Source organism: Sphingobium sp. TKS (assembly GCF_001563265.1).
Taxonomy (GTDB): Bacteria; Pseudomonadota; Alphaproteobacteria; order Sphingomonadales; family Sphingomonadaceae; genus Sphingobium.
Genome location: NZ_CP005083.1, coordinates 950,213 through 967,342, shown reverse-complemented (window position 1 = coordinate 967,342; position 17,130 = coordinate 950,213). Strand labels below are relative to the sequence as shown.

The window sequence follows — 17,130 nt, the reverse complement described above, 5'->3', positions numbered from 1 at the left end:
ATGGGCGGCACCGGCGTCGTCGATCGCTTTCTGGATGTCTTCACCCGCTACATCGACAGCGGGTTCGGCCTGCTCGGCGGCGAGGTGGCGTTCATCGCCACCACCCTGATCGTCATCGATGTGACCTTGGCCGCGCTGTTCTGGACCTGGGGTGAAGGCGACGACATCATCGCGCGCCTCGTCAAGAAGACCCTGTTCGTCGGCGTCTTCGCCTACATCATCGGCAACTGGAACAGCCTGGCGCGGATCGTCTTCGAGAGCTTCGCCGGGCTCGGCCTGAAAGCGTCCGGCACGGGCTTCACCGCCGCCGAGTTGCTCCAGCCGGGCCGGGTCGCGCAAGTCGGGTTGGAAGCCGGCGAGCCCATCCTCCAGTCGATTTCCGACCTTATGGGCTGGGTCGCGTTCTTCGAGAATTTCATCCAGATCGCCGTGCTGCTGATCGCCTGGCTGCTGGTCATTCTCGCCTTCTTCATTCTGGCGATCCAGCTCTTCGTGACCCTGATCGAGTTCAAGCTGGCGACGCTCTGCGGCTTCGTCCTCATCCCGTTCGGCCTGTTGGGCAAGACCGCCTTCATGGCCGAGCGCGTGCTGGGGCTCGTGATCTCGTCGGGCATCAAGGTGTTGGTGCTCGCCGTCATCGTCGGCATCGGCTCCACCTTGTTCGACGAGTTCCGCGCCGGCTTCGGCGGCGCGCAGCCAAGCATCGAGGACGCGCTGGCCGTCGCGCTCGCCTCGCTCTGCCTGCTGGGGCTCGGCATCTTCGGCCCGTCGATCGCCAATGGCATCGTCTCGGGCGGCCCGGCGCTCGGCGCAGGCGCCGCGGCCGGCACCGCGCTCGCGGCCGGCGGCGCGCTCGCCGGTGGCGCTGCCGCCGCCCGCCTCGGCGTCGGCGCGGCGGCGGGTGCAGTCGGCGGCGCGGCCCGCGGCGCTGCATTTACGTCTGGCGCTGCCAACAGCGCCTATGCGCTCGGCTCGGCCGGCAAGACCGGCGCGGCAGCCGTTGGCGGTGGCGCTGGCGGCGTCGGTCAGGCCGCTGTGGGCGCAGCCATGTCGCCGCTGCGCAAGGCAGCCGCCTCGCTTAAGGACAGCTACCGCTCCGGCGGCCGCGCCGCCGTCACCGCAACGGGCGGGACCATTTCAGGCGGCAGCTCCACGCCGTCGCCGGACGCACCGGCTGGCGCTCCGGCCTGGGCGTCCGCGATGAAGAACCGCCAGACCATGACCCACGGCGGGACCATCGCCGCCCACACGCTGCGCTCCGGCGACGGCGGCGGCAGCGGCGCGTCCGTCGACACCAGCCAGAAGGATTGATCCATGTTTAAGCGCCCCAGCATCCGCTACGGCCAGACGCCCGAACCCGCGACCCCTTATCAGCGCGCGGCGCAGGCATGGGACGACCGCATCGGGTCCGCGCGCGTGCAGGCGAAGAACTGGCGGCTCGCTTTCTTCGGGACGCTGGCGCTATCGGGCGGTCTAACCGGCGGCCTCATCTGGCAATCGGCTCGCGGCCACATCGTCCCGTGGGTGGTGCAGGTCGATCGGCTCGGCGAGGCGCAGGCGCTCGCGCCCGCCGAGGGCGGCTACCGCCCGACCGATCCGCAAGTCGCGTTCCATCTCGCGCGCTTCATCGAGCAGGTTCGCGCGGTTCCGGCCGATCCGGTCATCGTGCGCCAGAACTGGCTTCGCGCCTACGACTTCACGACCGACAAGGGCGCGCTGTTCCTCAACGATTATGCACGCGCCAACGACCCGTTCGCGCAGGTCGGCAAGGTGCAGGTCGCGGTGGATGTGTCGAGCGTGATCCGTGCTTCGTCCGACAGCTTCCGCGTCGCCTGGACCGAGCGGCGCTATCAGGACGGCAGCCTCGCCGCGACCGAGCGCTGGTCGGCGATCCTCACCGTCGTCGTGCAGCCGCCGCGAACGCCCGACGCCCTGCGCAAGAACCCGCTCGGCGTCTTCGTCAATGCCCTCAACTGGTCGAAGGAGCTGTCGCAATGACCGGCATACCCATCCGCCGCGCGGCCACGGCCGCGCTGTTCGTCTCCGCATCCGCGCACACCGGCTGCGCCACCACGTCGGCCAGGCCGCCCGTCATCGCGTTCGACGATCCGCCCCCGGCGATCGTGGCGACGCCCGCGGCCGAGCCGCCCCGCGCGGTCGAGATCGTCACGATCCCCGAGCCGCTGCCGCTGCCCGGTCAGTTGAAGCCGGTGACGGAAGGTCCGCGGCCGGCGGAGCCCGCCGATCCACGCCGCCGCGTCGGCGACGCCAACGACGCCGCGCGCATCCAGCCGGTGCGCGACGGCTTCCTCAACGCCATCCAGCAATATCCGTGGACCGAAGGCGCGCTCTATCAAGTCTATGCCGCGCCCGGCCAGGTGACGGACATCGCCTTGCAGGAAGGCGAGCAGCTCGTCGGGCCGGGGCCGGTCGCGGCCGGCGACACGGTGCGGTGGATCATCGGCGACACGGTGAGCGGCAGCGGCGCGACCGCGCGCGTGCATATCTTGGTGAAGCCCACCCGGCCTGACCTCGCCACCAATCTTGTCATCAACACCGACCGTCGCACCTATCATCTGGAGCTGCGCGCCACGCCCGCGACCTACATGGCGTCAGTGTCCTGGTCCTATCCGCAGGACCAGCTCATCGCCTTACAGGGTCGCAATGCGGCTGCTGTTGCCGCCGCGCCGGCAGCCACCGGCGTGGACGTGACGGTGCTCAATTTCCGCTACCGGATCGAAGGAGACCGCGTGCCGTGGACGCCAGCCCGTGCGTTCGACGACGGGCGGCAGGTGTTCATCGAGTTTCCCGCAGGGATCTCGCAGGGCGAGATGCCGCCGCTGTTCGTGACCGGCGCGCACGGCGACGCCGAGCTGGTCAATTACCGGGTGCAGGGCCGCTACATGGTGGTCGATCGCCTATTCGCCGCCGCCGAGTTGCGCCTGGGCGACCGGCGCACCGAGCAGCGCGTCCGCATCGTGCGCGACGACGGGCGGAGGGGGCGGCCGTGACCGACAGCCACGATGCGCCAGCCGAAGCGCGGTCGGAGCCGCAGGCCGCTCGCCCCGATCCCGCCGCGTTCCAGCTTCGCGGCCATCCGCCCCGCGTCATGCGGCTGTCCCGCAAGGCGCTCGCCGTCGTCGGCGTGGCCGCCGGGCTCGGCATAGGTGGTTCATTGATATACGCGCTACGGCCGCCGGGCGATCGAGCCGCGCAGGAACTCTACAACACCGACAGTCGCGCTACGTCCGAGACGATCACGTCCGGCCCGCGCGATTATGCGCAGGCGCCCCGGCTAGGCCCGCCACTCCCCGGCGACCTCGGCCGCCCGATCGTGTCGGCGCAGCAGCGCGGCGAGGACGTGCCCGTGCCGCCGATCGGCGCGCGGCCAGGTCCGCCCGATCCGCGCGCGCAGGCCGCGGAGGCGGCTCGGCAACGTGCGGCGCAGGAGCGCGATGCGGCCCGCACCAGCTCGGTGTTCCTCGGCAGCGGCGGCCCGCGCGCGGGTGCGGAGCCGGTCTCGACGCCGGGCTTGCCGGCGCCTTCCGCGCAGGAACCGACTCAGCAGGAAGCGCAAGGCGATCAGGCCGGCAAGCGCGCCTTCATGGCGCCGGCGGCCAACCAGCGCACGGTCAGCGTCGAGCGACTGACCGCGCCGGCATCCCCGAACCTCGTGCAGGCCGGCAGCATCATCCCGGCCGCGCTCATCACCGGCGTCCGTTCGGACCTGCCCGGCCAGATCACCGCCCAAGTGACGGCCAACGTCTATGATAGCCCAACCGGCCGCATCCTGCTCATCCCGCAGGGCGCCCGCCTGATCGGCGAGTATGACAGCAAGATCGCCGCCGGGCAGACCCGCGTGCTGCTCGCCTGGGATCGGCTCATCATGCCGGACGGCCGCTCGGTCGTTCTCGAGCGCCAGCCCGGCGCCGACGGTGCAGGCTTCGCGGGCCTACAGGACCGCGTAAACCAGCATTGGGGCAATCTGCTCAAGGCCGCGGCCATCTCGACCCTGCTTGGCGCGGGCGCCGAGCTAGGCGCGGACGATGAAGACAACCTGACCCGCGCGTTGCGACGCGGCTCGCAGGACACCATCAATCAGACCGGCCAGCAGATCGTTCGGCGGCAGCTCAACGTGCAGCCGACGCTCACAATACGACCGGGGCATCCTTTGCGCGTGGTTCTCACCCGCGACCTGGTGCTTGAACCGGTGGGAGCAACAAGATGACGAAGTTAAAGCTGGGTCCGCTCGCCGACGACCGCCCCGTGAAGCTGACAGTGGAGCTGCCGGCTTCCGTCCACCGCGATCTTGCGGCATACGCCGCTATGCTCGCGGCCGAGACCGGCGGGGACGCCATTCCTCCCGAAAAGCTCGTTTCGCCGATGCTGGCGAAGTTTATGGCGAGCGACCGGGGCTTCTCCCGCCGCCGTGACGCCAAGGGCTGAGACGTCCGGCTAGGGTCAGTTACCCAAGAACCGCCTGCGGCGCTCCTGCGCGTCCAGCTTCGTGGGCCGGGGCCGCGCGTCATGTGCCTGTCGAAGAAGGCGCTGGCCGCGTTCGGCGTAGTGGTCGGCCGCAGCCTCAGCGGCTCGCTTTGCGATGTTATCGCGCCCAAAGAGGAAAAGGCGGACAAGTAACTCTGCAATACCGAAAGCCGCGCCGCATCCTAGACCATCACGTCGGGACCGAAGGATTTCGGTCAGGTCCCCAAGCATGACGAAGCCCGCTCCGAACTGGACGACCAGCGTAAGCAGCACGATGGTGATTATCTCGCCTTGCGCCATGATGCGCTTCTTTGTCCGGTTCCAAATCAGTCCGGCCGTTGGTTGCGATCCGGCCTGTTAACGTCACATCTCACTGCATCGCGCGTTCACGGGATGTCGAAGGACAGCGCATGGCGGTCGCGCACGAAGGCGAGGAAACGCCTCAGCGCGGGATTGCAGTTGTCCTTTCGCCAGTAGCCCGAATAGCTGATGAAGGCCGGCCCCTGCTCGCCCTGGACGGGGCGATAGACGACATCGGGATAGCGCGCGCCCGTCGCGCCCTCGCAGACGATCGACACGGCCGACCCGCCGCCCAGCACGCTCAGGATCGCCTCGCGGCTGGCCTGATGCATCCTGATGTCGGGAGGCTCGCCCGCCACCATCAGGCGGCCGAGCAGCAGGTCGCGAATTTCCGGGCCGGGATCGGCGGCGGGCAGCAGAAAGCGCTCGCGCCGCAAATCGGTCCAGTGAACGGTTTCGCTCGCGGCAAGGGTATGATTGGCCGGCAGCGCGGCCATGACACGCTCAGTCCAAAACGGCTCGCGGCGCAAATCGACATGGTTTGCTTCCCCGATCAGGATGGCAATATCGATCTCACCCGTGTCCAACCCTGCCAGCAGCGCGCCCCGATCGGCTTCCATACCGTCGATCTCTACATCTGGATTGGCCGCCAGCCAGCCCAGCATCGCCGCCCGCAGATAACCCGTCGAGATCGCGCTGTTGTGCCCGATCGCGAGGCCGCCGGCGCGGCCCTGACCCGCCGCCCGCATGGTCGTAACCATCTTGTCCGCGCTCGCCACCATGTGCCGCGCCGCGCGAATAAACTGTGCGCCGGCGAGCGTTATGCTGACACCGGCCTGCGAGCGGTTGAAAATCCGGCCGCCGATGACGCGCTCCAGTTTGAGGATAGCCCGGCTCAACGTGGACTGCTCCACGTTCAGCACGCGCGCAGCCCGGTAGAAACTGCCATGATCCGCCGCGGCGATTGCATAACGAAGCTGACAAATATTGAAAGGCAACTACCACTCCGCCAATCATACATTTTCTACATAAAATAAATATCCCCCCCCTATTAAATACATCTGTAGATACTATTCCGATATCAAATGCAGTTTAGTAGCATCAGATTTGTCCTGATCGCGCTGTTAGCATCCCCATGCCGGTGATCCATTCAGGTATGGGTTCATAATATTGGCTGACAACCTGGTACGGACGGGACCGGGCAAGCGCTGCCATGGCGGCAATCCAACAGCGCACTTCATTGACGCCGCCCCCACACGACTCAATTAGATCGGACTCATTCCAGTGGTCTGCGATGCTGATCTCTCCATTCGCCATTGCGGCCATGAAATGCCTGTCCCACTCGGGATTGAGGTTCCGCAAACCTGTCCCGCCGCTTTTGAAAGCCGCAGCGGCCCGGAAGACATTGCCCTGTCGCGCGGCGCGATCGGCAAAGGATGTTTCGCCCCCCGCGATCATCCGTGCCCGCGCTTCGGGGCTGGCAGTGGCGATGTTGGGGAGCGGCGGATCGTGCGACAGGCCGCCGGAGCCGATGAACACGATCCGTTCGGGTCGGCCCTTCGCCCATTCGCCTACGGCCTCGCCTAGCACACGGGTACGCTGGAAAGGCGGGCGCGGTGCGGCGGCGCAATTGATGAATATCGGGACGAGCCGCGGCAATTCCGCCCCTATTTTGGAAAACAGCAGCTCGAGCGGTTGGGTCGCGCCATGGTCGACCAGCATGTCAAACGACAAGGCAGCATCCACGCCTTGGTCTATCACCGAGGCCGAAAGCGAAAGGGCCGCTTCCTCGTCCACCGGCATTGCTCCCGGCACGGAGCCATAGTCTCCTAGCGAGCGAGCCCGGGCACCGATGCAGAATGGCGGCAGGATGTTGTATTGAAAGCCGTTCATATGGTCGGGATAGAAGACGACGAGAAGATCGGGGCGCATCTCCTCTAATATTCGCGCACTCTCCGCCACGGCCGCGTGGAAACGCTGCTCGGCTTCCGGCTCGGTGCGGTTACGGTCCATGAGCGGGGAATGGCTCATGCAGATGGCCCCCATAATCATCGCCTCGTTCCTCTCCCCGCTTTTGCGGGCTCATGGTGCAGGTGTAGCCGTAACCGATCAGTGGCGCAGGAAATCCAGCACCATCCGGTTGAACTCATCGGCATGTTCCCACTGTGCCCAGTGTCCGCACTGGTTGAAGATGTGCAGCCGCGAATCCGGGATGCCCGCGACCAGGCGTAGGCCTGCGTCCATGGGGACAACCCGGTCCTGACGCCCCCAGACGATCAGCGTCGGTGCAGCGATGGCGGGCAGTCTGGGGCCGAAGTCCGGGAACTGGCGCGGATTGAGCTCAGAGGACTTTAGAAAATTCTCCAGATGGTCGCGCCGATCCAGCATATTGGCAAGCCGAACATTGAGCAGATCGCCTGTAAGCACGCTGGGATCGAACACGAAGACGTCATTGAACCGCTTCAGGTTCTCCAACGTAGGGTCGCGATATAGCGCGTTGAGCAACTTGATGCCTTCGGTCGGCATCGGGGCGAACAGGCTGGCCCCGCCTGTTCCGCCTCCCATCAGCACCAGCTTGCCGGTCTGCTCGGGATAGGTGAGCGCAAAGGCGACCGCGCTGTGCCCGCCCATAGAATTCCCGAGCATATCCACCCGGTCGATTCCGAGCGCGTCGATGACGCCCTTCACGATGCGGGCATTGAGGTCAGAACGCGAACCGGCGTTGACGATGCTGTCGCTCTTCCCCCAACCCGGCACGTCGATCAGCAGGACGCGAAAGCCAGCATCCACCAGCGGCTCGACATTGCGGTGAAAGTTCGCCCAGCCGCTCGCGCCCGGACCGGACCCGTGCAGCATCACGACCACTCGCGATCCGGCGCGGAAGTCGTTATAGTGAATATTCAGTTCGCCATCGCCTTCCGCAACGGTGACGAAATGGCTCGCATTTTCTTCACTGATGGTCATCATCACGGCTCCAGCCAGAATGTGTGTGGGGCGTGGCGCATCAGCCGGCCTTGTCGTTGAGCATGTCGAGAGCAACGTCGACGATCATGTCTTCCTGTCCGCCCACCATCTTGCGGCGGCCCAGTTCGACCAGAATTGCGCGGGTATCGAGGCCATATTCGGCCGCCGCCTTTTCCGCGTGACGCAGGAAAGAGGAATAGACCCCCGCATAGCCGAGCGTCAGCGTCTCCCGGTCCACCCGCACCGGGCGATCCTGCAAGGGGCGGACAAGTTCTTCACCGGCGTCCATCAGCGCGAACAAGTCCGTGCCGTGGTTCCAGCCCATCACGTCAGCGGCCGCAATGAATACTTCGAGCGGCGCATTGCCTGCCCCGGCGCCCATGCCCGCCAGACTGGCATCGACACGCACCGCACCGCCCTGAACCGCAACCACGCTGTTCGCGACGCCAAGGCTGAGGTTGTGGTGCGCATGAACGCCGCGCTGGGTTTCCGGCTTCAGCACGCGGTCATAGGCCGCAAGGCGCGCGGCATACTGGTCCATCGTCATCGCACCGCCGCTGTCCGTCACATAGACGCAGTGGGCGCCGTAGCTTTCCATCAGCAGCGCCTGTTTGGCCAGCGCCTCCGGTTCTGACATGTGGCTCATCATCAGAAAGCCCGACACGTCCATCCCGAGGCCGCGCGCATATTCGATATGTTGCTTCGCGACGTCAGCCTCGGTGCAGTGGGTCGCCACCCGCACCGAACGCACGCCCATCTCGTGAGCACGTTTCAGATCATGGATCGTGCCGATACCAGGCAAAAGCAGCGTCGTGAGTACGCTGTGCTCCAACACTTCGGCCACCGCGCCGATCCAGTCCCAATCGGTGTGTGCGCCAAAGCCATAGTTGAAGGAGGAACCTGAAAGGCCATCGCCATGGGCGACCTCGATCGCATCGACCTTCGCACGGTCCAGCGCCCTTGCAATCGCGATCACGTGATCGATTCCGTACTGATGTCGCACGGCGTGCATACCATCGCGCAGAGTGACATCCTGGATATACAGCTTGTCGCGGGTTGGATCGAAGGTCATGCCGAAACTCCTTCGCGAAGACGCTGCGCGATCTTTTCGGCGGTCCGGAGCGCCGCGGACGTCATGATGTCGAGATTGCCAGCATACGCAGGCAAATAATGGGCGGCGCCCTCGACCTCGAGGAACACGCTGACCTTCAGTCCGGTGAACTCGGTTTGACCGGTGTCCGCCATTTCCGGGATGCGGAGCGGGTAATTGGATCCGACATGTTCAAACTGAACGGGCTGCTTCAGACGGTAGCCCGGAACATAGTCCTGCACCTGCGCCACCATCTGCGCCACCGACTGTTCGATGGCGGCCGTATTGGCCACCTCGGTGAGGCAATAGACCGTGTCGCGCATGATCAGCGGCGGTTCGGCGGGATTGAGAACGATAATAGCCTTGCCCCGCGTCGCGCCGCCGACCTGCTCGATGGCCTGGCTGGTCGTCTCGGTGAACTCGTCGATGTTGGCGCGGGTGCCGGGCCCAGCACTTTTCGACGCAATTGACGCTACGATCTCGCCATAGTGGACCTTGGCGACACGGTTGATCGCGTGGACGATCGGGATCGTTGCCTGACCGCCGCAGGTCACCATGTTCACATTGCGGGCATCGAGATGATCGTCACCATTGACCGGCGGTATGACGTGCGGGCCGATGGCAGCGGGCGTCAGATCGACCACATGCTTGCCGTGGCGCTGGAGGATCTCGTTGTTCCGGGAATGGGCTCCTGCAGACGTCGCATCGAAGACGATGCCGATCTTTTCGAACCCGGGCATTGCTACCAGGCCAGCGACACCTTCAGCAGTGGTGGGGACGCCGAGCCGCTCGGCGCGCTTCAGGCCATCCGATTCAGGGTCGATGCCGACAAGGGCACCCATCTGCAGACTGTCGGAAAGACGCATCACCTTGATCATAAGATCGGTCCCGATGTTGCCGGATCCGATGATCGCAACGGGAAGTTTGTCGCTCATGAGTCAGTCCCTGTAAGAGAAGGAGACAGTGCCAAGGCCACCGATGGTGGCCCTGACAATGTCGCCCGCGGCGATCGGCACCATTGGGCCGAGCGCGCCGGTAAGGATCAAGTCGCCCTTGCGCAGCGGTTCTCCCTGCTCGGCAAGCAGGTTTGCGAGCCAAATGGCTGCGTTGAGGGGGTGGCCCAGACACGCTGCGCCCGCGCCAAGCGACGCGATCTCCCCGTTCTTCTCGAGCACCATACCGCAGGTCCACAGGTCGAGCCCGGCGAGTTCATGGCGGGTATTGCTCAGCACGTAGAGACCTGATGAGCCGTTATCGGCGACGGTATCTGCGAAACTGATCTTCCAGTCCGCGATCCGGCTGTCGACGATTTCGATGGCCGCCGCCACCTCGGCAATAGCTGCCTCCAGTTCCTCGCGAATTACCGTACGATCCGGCAAATCAGCCCCAAGGATCAGCGCGACTTCAGCCTCCGCCTTGGGCTGGAGCAGGCGGCTGACGGGAACGGTGCCACCATCGGCCACCGCCATGTCTTCGAACAGCACGCCGAAATCGGGTTGATCCACGCCAAGCTGCGCCTGCACCGCCTTGGCCGTCAGTCCGACCTTGCGCCCCGCCACGCGGCGGCCCTGATCAATCCAGTGACGCGTGTTGATCGACTGAATGGCGTAAGCGCCCGCGCCATCATCAACCGCGAGGATATCGCGCAAGGGCGCAACGGCTCCATTGGAATAGGCTTCACGCAAGCGCTCGGCGGCTATGTGTTGCTGGGACATTTATCGGTATCCGGTTTTGTGTTGACGAACCAAGAGTTGAGAAGAAGAGCGCATCACCCGGCGGACATGCCGCCATCGACCGGCAGCGCCGCGCCGGTCACATAGGCAGCGCGTGGGGACATGAGCCAAACAACTGCTTCGGCCACTTCCGCGGGCTGGCCGATGCGCCCCATGGGCACGGCATCATCCATCGCATGTGCGTCTCCGCCGGTGACTTTCAGGAAATTGGGGGTAAGTGTGCCGCCGGGACAGACCGCGTTGACCCGGATACCCGCCTTGGCGCCGTCCAGCGCGGCCGCCTTGGTCAGCCCGACGACCGCGAACTTGCTCGCGACATAGTGGGACAGGCCCGGCATCGCCTTGAGCCCGAAGATCGAGGCATTGTTGACGATGGCGCCGCCTGTCTCCGCCATCGCTTCGAACTGGTATTTCACGCCCCAGTAAACGGCCTTGAAATTGAGGTTGATCACCCATTCGGCCTCGTCCTCAGGGATCTGGTCGATTGGCTTGAAATCGGCATGGCCGCCTGCGTTGTTGAAAGCGAGATCCAGCCTCCCGAAGCGGCTGACCGCCGCGTCCACTACGCCCTTGATCCCGTCACGTACCGAAACGTCCGCGCTGTGAGCAAAGGCTGTGCCGCCCAGGCCCGCGATCTCCGAGCAAAGGTCTTCCAGCGGCGCAAGACGGCGGCCGACCAGAAGCAACGTCGCGCCCTCTCGTGCCATGGCGAGAGCCGCAGCGCGGCCCATGCCACTTCCGCCCCCGGTTACGATCCCGTATTTTCCGCGCAGTTCCATTTCGTTCAGTTCCCAGAGCGTCTTGCTGTCAGTCAATCGGGCGGTTCAGGTGCCAGAGCGTCTCGCGCTGGAAGGCGATTCCCGCGCGCAATAAAAGGTCTTTACGCCCCCGCGCCGCCGCAAGCTGAAAGCCAAGCGGCGCTCCGTTCGCCGCTGGCGCACACGGCTGACACGTCATGGCCGAAGCTTCGCGGCCAATATCCACAGTCGCCAGATCAGCATAATGGAGGTCGTTGACAATCATGGTAGCGTTCTGTCCGATGCCAAAATGCGAAGGCGGCAACACCGCCCCGCAGGTCTTATTGCCCGCCCCCGATCAGGATGGACGCCATGCGCGCAGGCTTGTCGCCAAGATTGCGCCACGCGTGGCGCGTGCCGTTCTGGATGACGACATCCCCGGCCTTGAGATGGGTAAGCTCGCCATCATCCAGCTCCATCCACAGTTCCCCTTCGAGGATGATGTCGTAATCGACCGTCATGGTCTTGTGCTTGCCCGAACCATCGGGATCGAACGTCTCGGCAAGACCGGGCAGGAACTTCATCTGTTCGGCGCCGGCGGCTTCGGGATCGAAATCGGGAGAAGCCATCACACTGTCAGGCGGGAACTGAACGATGATGAACGAGGAACCGTGCGGCGAAGGCAGCATGGAAACCACCTGCGCAACAGGATCTTTCCCGTCAAAAGGCAGGCTGGGCACCGCTGGAGCTTCCCACGCCAGCGTCGTCTGGAATCCGGGCACCGCAGCAAAGTTGTGCGTGTTGCTGACCGGTCCATCAGACATGACATAGGAACGTCCATCGCGCTCCGCCGTTACCACACGTCTTACCATCTCAATTTTCCTTTCCTTGCGCGTTCAAGCGCCGTGCATCAGGGCTGGACGACCACGTTGACGAAGCCGCCCGCGCGCTTTTCAGCGACGGCAAGCGCCTCGTTCACCTGATCGAGCGGGAAAACACGATGTTCGAAAACGGACAGGTCCAGCGTTCCGGCAGCAGCCATCGCGGCCACGTCCTGCCCTTCAGCCACGGTGAACCAGAGTGAGCCTACAAGGCTGATCTGCGCGCACATCAATTGATGCATGTTGACCGAAATCGGCGCGTTCATCCCGCCCACGTCGACCAGTTTGCCGCCGCGCCGCAGCGCGTCGATGGCATCGATCATCACTTGCGCGGGCGCACCCGGCCCCATTGTATCGAGTACGGCATCCACGCCCAGCCCATCGGTCAGCCCCTTGGCCCAATCGCCAACAGGCTCCTCACCAGATGACAGCACAAATATTCGCGAAGGATCGATCGCCCGCACCCGCCCCAGCAGTTCCTTATTCCGCCCCACGCCCAGAACCCGCGTCGCGCCCATGGCCAGCGCCAGCAAGACAGCGCCAAGGCCCAGCGTGCCGCTCGCCCCGTTGATAAGCACCGTCCGCCCCGGTCCAACCCCGGCTTTGACAAGGCCCGAATAGGCGGTGCCGAGGTATCCGAATCGCGCCGCCTGCTCAAAGCTCACCGCTTCGGGCAGTTTCACCAGTCCGTTGGCAGGCGCGGTCGCATACTGGCTGAAACCGCCATAGGGATAATTGCGATAGACTTCCGTTGATGCCGGACCAAAGCCGAAATAGCCTTGAAAGGTATAGGCCGTACAATTGATCGCATCGAGCGAACGGCAGGCGTGGCACGATCCGCATGAGCGGCCGGGATTGATATAAACCCGATCACCGGGCGCGATGCCCGTCACCATCTCTCCCACTTCCTCAACTACGCCTGCGGCATCCAGCCCATAAATAGCCGGAAGCGGCGGCACCGTGAGATAGGCCCGGTCACCATAATTGCTCATCACGTTGCGCAGATTGGGAACAACGCCAGCCGCCTTGACCGCGACCACAACGTCGAGCGCGCGGGGCGCAGGGCGATCGATTTCATCTACCAGAAAGGACCCGCCGGGCGCGTGGACACGCGCCGCGTTCATCTTGGCCATTTGCTTCTCTCCTCGTCGTCGGTTCGTGTTTTCAAAGGCCCAGTTCGCTGCGCGGGCGGGTCAATGTGTCGATCAGTGCGTAGGCAATCTTGCGCGCGCAGGGCATCAGATCGGGCACGTAAGTCGCGCCCATGCCACCCAGTCCTTCCGCCACCGGTTCGGGCGATCCACTCGCTGGCCAAGGCCAGCCGATCCGTGCAGTGGGTACCCCATATCGGCGCAGCGCGGCGCCATCGGTCTGCCCGCCCAGCGGATCGGGCACGGGATGCGGACGCCCCTCCTCCGTCTCCCAGCCACGCCGGGCAGACTGGATAATCCAATTATCGGGATCGGTCGTGCCGCCAGGCACGGAACCATACATGTCCCATTCCAGCTCCAGATCGGGAAAACGCGCCGAAAGATCGCGCACGAAAGCCGCAAACTGCGCCTTCACTTCCGCCGGACTGGTGCGCGGGTTGATCCGCAAGTCGAAGAACAGCTCGGTCACCGCCGAAGGGAACGAGGGCCGCTCGTCAGAGCCGGAACGGATGCCCGCTATCCAGCCGTGCGGCTTGATGACGCCCGACTCATTGCGATCGGCATAGTCGATCAGCCATTGTTCCAGTTCAGGAATGACTGTGGCCGCCGGAATGATGGAACTGCGAAAGCCCGGCGTTCCGCGCGGTACTCCGGCGTAACCATAGCTGCCCAGAACACGCAGGCGGAACCAGCCGATGCCCGGCTCTTCGTGATAGACGAAGTTCCACGGCTTCATGATAATGGCGAAATCCGCCGCCGCGCCGCGCGCCAGCAGGTGATGCAGGCCATTGGACATGCCCGCATGATCGCGCGCGGCAATGTCCACCGGCATGCCGCCATCGGCAAGGCCGAACAGCAGATCGCCGGTAAGCGGCACTTCCGCCTCGATCAGCGCGGTCGCCACCTCGGTCAGCGTGGCGATCATCCCCTTGGGATTGGATGCTCCCAAACCATAGACCCAGTCCCCCAGAATCTTCGCCTGCGGATGAAGATCAATGAAGTGGGACGGACCGACCCATGGCTGATCGTCCGCATTGCCTTCCAGATGCGTATCGATTGGGCAATAAAGCATCACCGCTGCACCGCCGCCGCTGCCACGCTTTTCGGCAAGCACATTGCCGGTGATCTCGTTTATCGGCATGTAGCGCGCATTCATGCCGATCTTGCCAAGCCGGGATGCCATGAACTCGCTGGCTTCGCGGGTTGCGCCCGTCGGGCTATGAATATCCGTCAGATCGAAGATCAGCCGCTGGAGCCGCGTGGGATCAAGCCGTGCGACCGTCGCATCCAGCCATTGCTGACGCTGTTCGCCGAAAGGCACCTGCACTGTGGGCTTCATGGATTTCCTCCCGCGGCTTCGCTGGGCACGAACTGTTCGGCAAAGATGTTGTCCGGGTTGACGCCCAGCTCCTCCAACCGGGCGAAGGCGGCCTCGATCATCCGGGGCGGACCACACAGATAAGCGACCGTATCGGGGTGGGTGACGTCATCCGGCCCCAGCGCGTCCACCGGATTGCCCGCCAGCAAAGAACCCGTTGCCCCGCGATCGACGGATATGCGCGAGCGCAGGGTCGGCATCCACTGTTCGCGCAAGCGGATTGCATCGAGACCGAACAACGCATCGGGATCGGTGCAACCGAAGCTCAAGACGGTCCTGGGTTTCGGACCGGACTGGGCTCGCAGTCCGTCAAGAATGGAGAGCATCGGCGCAAGACCAGTACCGCCAGCTACCAGGATATGCGGCGCACGTACCTTGTCGCGCAGAAAGAAGGCGCCGAACGCACCTTCGATATCCAGCACATCGTCCGGTTTGGCTTCGTCAGTCAGCCATTGCGACATAACGCCGCCCGGCAGGAGCCGGATGAGGAAATCCAGATGCGGCAGATCCTTCGGGGTGCTGGCGGGCGAATAGCTGCGCACAGCCTCGGCGCCGGGAACTGAAATCTGGAAGAACTGCCCCGGACGGAAATCCACCCAGAAGCCGTCCGCCAGTTCCAGCCGCAGCCGCACGACATTGGAGGCAATGCGCTCGACCTCGTTGACGAAAGCCTTCGCCTTGGTCGCCCGGACCGCGCCTGCCTCGCTGTCATAGCCGAGTTCGAACCGGCAAGAGCCGATCGCCTGCGTCTGGCACAGCAGCCGCATTCCAGCTTCGTATTCGCTGCGGAGCAACGTGGTGTGTCCACCCGCTTGCCGCGTTTCCCCGGCGATCAACCGGGCAACGCAACTGGAGCAGCTTCCCGACCGGCACTGGTAGAGCAGCGGCAGATCGGCAGCGATGCCTGCATCCAGTATGCTCTCACCCGGCTTTACACTGACGGTGCGCTCGACACCGTCAGCGAAAGCCAGGAGCACGTCGGCAGAGCCGGCCACCGATCAGTCCTCGATCTTCTGGACTTTGTAACCGGGAGGCACGCCCTCGGCTGTGCGGCGCATGCGAAGGCTCGTGGTCGGAATTTTGCCCTCCACACCGCGCGGCGGCTTGGCGATGCCACGGTTCCAGCGCGAGGCGAGCTTGCGCCAGGTGATCGGTGAAACATCGGTGGAGACGAGTTGTTCGTCATCCCAGCCGCTACCATCGGCATAGAAGTCCTGCATCGCCTCACGAGCGTAGATATCGCAGTCATTGAAGCCATTCAGCGCCAGCGGCTTGTAGAATGTCTTGTAGCGATAGTCGTAAGCCTTCCGGTCTTCCTCGGCGGGACATATCTTCACCAGGACCTCCCAGTATTCATGGGTGTCGTGGGTGATCGGAACATACCATTCATACTGGACGACATGTTCTTCCGGCCAGTTTTCGACCATCAGAACGCCGGGCAGCACAACCGAGGTTCGATAGAAACGTCCGTTCATCCCTTCGATCTTGAGGCCGAGCCGCTCGTTCTCGAGAACCGGCGCCCACTTGTCGGTGAACAGCCACTGCATCATGCCCTTGGGCTGCCCCTCGTCCTCGACCACCTCAATGCAGTCTTCGGAGGTCGGCAAAATGCCGAGCGGCAGCGTCCAGTTCAGCGCATGGACGATGCTGTTATCCTTGTGGACAAGGATATGTGCGTTATCGAAGCCGTTTTCGCACGCGATGCGCCAGTCGCCAAAGCCAGTGCGATGCATCCCCTTGGTCACCGCACCCTCATCCAGAATGCTGGGCGCCGCAGGCCAGAGCGGGTGCGGAAAACGCTCGCTGTTCTGCGGGAACCGATAGGGTAAATCTTCGGCCAGCGGCGGCACGTCTTCGAGCGCAAAGTCATCCTCGCGTACGAACACGAAGATCATGCCCGCCACCTCTTCCACCGGATAGGTGGTTAATCCCGTCGTGCCGATCAGCGGATCGTCGGGATTGGCGACGATCGTCGAAAGCTTGCCGTTTTCAAGATCGAAGGTGAAGCCATGATACCAACAGCTGATCGAATCCTTGGTAAAGCAGGTCGGCTTGGCGGACAGACGGACTCCCCGGTGAACGCACTGATCCTTCAATGCATAGATCTTGCCCTCCACCCGGCGCAGCACGATGGGGATTCCACAAATCTGAATTCCTTCGACAGCTTCCTCAGGAAGTTCCTCGCTGAACAGCGCGGGATACCAGTGATTGATAAAACCCCAGGCTGCGTCCTTGTATGGCTGATACTGGCTTTGAAGACCGGTATCGTTCACCCGGGCCGCGCCAGCGTCGTCGCCTCCACGGACCTGGCGCCGTCGCACGATCGAAGTATCGCTCTCGCTCATTAGTCTCTCCGCCATTTTTGATGCCCGGCCGCCCCCCCCCGCATCGCGCTAAGGGACATGGCTGCA

General features: G+C 64.1%; 19 protein-coding genes. 5 read left to right on the top strand and 14 right to left on the bottom strand.

Translation table 11 applies throughout. From position 1 onward, the window contains the following. The 5 genes from trbL to K426_RS04825 are packed head-to-tail and all read left to right on the top strand — an operon-like array spanning position 1 to position 4,446. Positions 1-1,311 (top strand): P-type conjugative transfer protein TrbL, encoded by a 1,311-nt coding sequence (gene trbL, locus K426_RS04845; protein WP_066554453.1) that lies wholly within the window; start codon positions 1-3, stop codon positions 1,309-1,311. A gap of 3 nt (positions 1,312-1,314) precedes the next feature. Next, a complete protein-coding gene (trbF, locus tag K426_RS04840; protein ID WP_066554451.1) occupies positions 1,315-1,998 on the top strand; it encodes a conjugal transfer protein TrbF in 684 nt (227 codons plus the stop codon). Further along, the gene (trbG, locus tag K426_RS04835; protein WP_066554446.1) at positions 1,995-3,011 is read left to right on the top strand and encodes a P-type conjugative transfer protein TrbG; all 1,017 of its coding nucleotides are present in this window, start codon (positions 1,995-1,997) and stop codon (positions 3,009-3,011) included. Before trbF ends, trbG begins: the two co-directional genes overlap by 4 nt. After that, positions 3,008-4,228, top strand: coding sequence for a TrbI/VirB10 family protein (locus tag K426_RS04830; RefSeq protein WP_066554444.1), 1,221 nt, complete (start codon positions 3,008-3,010; stop codon positions 4,226-4,228). Before trbG ends, K426_RS04830 begins: the two co-directional genes overlap by 4 nt. Next, positions 4,225-4,446 (top strand): DUF2274 domain-containing protein, encoded by a 222-nt coding sequence (locus K426_RS04825; RefSeq protein ID WP_066554441.1) that lies wholly within the window; start codon positions 4,225-4,227, stop codon positions 4,444-4,446. Before K426_RS04830 ends, K426_RS04825 begins: the two co-directional genes overlap by 4 nt. A gap of 15 nt (positions 4,447-4,461) precedes the next feature. Here the strand turns inward: K426_RS04825 and K426_RS04820 are convergent, their stop codons facing one another. The 14 genes from K426_RS04820 to K426_RS04755 form a co-directional block, all read right to left on the bottom strand. Further along, positions 4,462-4,785: a hypothetical protein gene (locus K426_RS04820; RefSeq protein ID WP_066554438.1), complete on the bottom strand. Its 324-nt coding sequence runs from the start codon at positions 4,783-4,785 to the stop codon at positions 4,462-4,464. A gap of 86 nt (positions 4,786-4,871) precedes the next feature. Beyond that, a complete protein-coding gene (locus tag K426_RS04815) occupies positions 4,872-5,783 on the bottom strand; it encodes a LysR family transcriptional regulator (protein ID WP_082748433.1) in 912 nt (303 codons plus the stop codon). Between the two features lie 103 nt (positions 5,784-5,886). Next, complete coding sequence (locus tag K426_RS04810; protein WP_257721814.1) at positions 5,887-6,831, bottom strand: 3-carboxyethylcatechol 2,3-dioxygenase; 945 nt, start codon at positions 6,829-6,831, stop codon at positions 5,887-5,889. Positions 6,832-6,894: 63 nt separating this feature from the next. Then, a complete protein-coding gene (locus K426_RS04805; protein WP_197672709.1) occupies positions 6,895-7,752 on the bottom strand; it encodes an alpha/beta fold hydrolase in 858 nt (285 codons plus the stop codon). Positions 7,753-7,789: 37 nt separating this feature from the next. Then, positions 7,790-8,821 (bottom strand): 4-hydroxy-2-oxovalerate aldolase, encoded by a 1,032-nt coding sequence (dmpG, locus tag K426_RS04800; protein WP_066554435.1) that lies wholly within the window; start codon positions 8,819-8,821, stop codon positions 7,790-7,792. Further along, positions 8,818-9,774 (bottom strand): acetaldehyde dehydrogenase (acetylating), encoded by a 957-nt coding sequence (locus K426_RS04795; RefSeq protein WP_066554432.1) that lies wholly within the window; start codon positions 9,772-9,774, stop codon positions 8,818-8,820. Before K426_RS04795 ends, dmpG begins: the two co-directional genes overlap by 4 nt. Before the next feature lie 3 nt (positions 9,775-9,777). Continuing rightward, complete coding sequence (locus tag K426_RS04790) at positions 9,778-10,554, bottom strand: 2-keto-4-pentenoate hydratase (protein WP_066554429.1); 777 nt, start codon at positions 10,552-10,554, stop codon at positions 9,778-9,780. A 53-nt stretch (positions 10,555-10,607) separates the two neighbouring features. Beyond that, the gene (locus K426_RS04785) at positions 10,608-11,387 is read right to left on the bottom strand and encodes an SDR family NAD(P)-dependent oxidoreductase (RefSeq protein ID WP_197672708.1); all 780 of its coding nucleotides are present in this window, start codon (positions 11,385-11,387) and stop codon (positions 10,608-10,610) included. Next, a complete protein-coding gene (locus K426_RS04780; RefSeq protein WP_066554421.1) occupies positions 11,380-11,595 on the bottom strand; it encodes a hypothetical protein in 216 nt (71 codons plus the stop codon). Before K426_RS04780 ends, K426_RS04785 begins: the two co-directional genes overlap by 8 nt. Positions 11,596-11,650: 55 nt before the next feature. Beyond that, positions 11,651-12,181, bottom strand: coding sequence for a cupin domain-containing protein (locus tag K426_RS04775; RefSeq protein ID WP_145907190.1), 531 nt, complete (start codon positions 12,179-12,181; stop codon positions 11,651-11,653). Between the two features lie 38 nt (positions 12,182-12,219). Next, positions 12,220-13,323 (bottom strand): alcohol dehydrogenase catalytic domain-containing protein, encoded by a 1,104-nt coding sequence (locus tag K426_RS04770; RefSeq protein WP_237229786.1) that lies wholly within the window; start codon positions 13,321-13,323, stop codon positions 12,220-12,222. Positions 13,324-13,354: 31 nt separating this feature from the next. Then, a complete protein-coding gene (locus tag K426_RS04765; RefSeq protein WP_066554414.1) occupies positions 13,355-14,680 on the bottom strand; it encodes a M20 family metallopeptidase in 1,326 nt (441 codons plus the stop codon). Then, positions 14,677-15,714 carry an FAD-binding oxidoreductase gene (locus K426_RS04760; protein ID WP_066554398.1) on the bottom strand — a complete coding sequence of 346 codons (1,038 nt, stop codon included), beginning with the start codon at positions 15,712-15,714 and terminating at the stop codon, positions 14,677-14,679. Before K426_RS04760 ends, K426_RS04765 begins: the two co-directional genes overlap by 4 nt. Positions 15,715-15,717: 3 nt before the next feature. Continuing rightward, a complete protein-coding gene (locus tag K426_RS04755; protein WP_066554396.1) occupies positions 15,718-17,064 on the bottom strand; it encodes a Rieske 2Fe-2S domain-containing protein in 1,347 nt (448 codons plus the stop codon). Between the last annotated feature and the right edge of the window lie 66 nt (positions 17,065-17,130).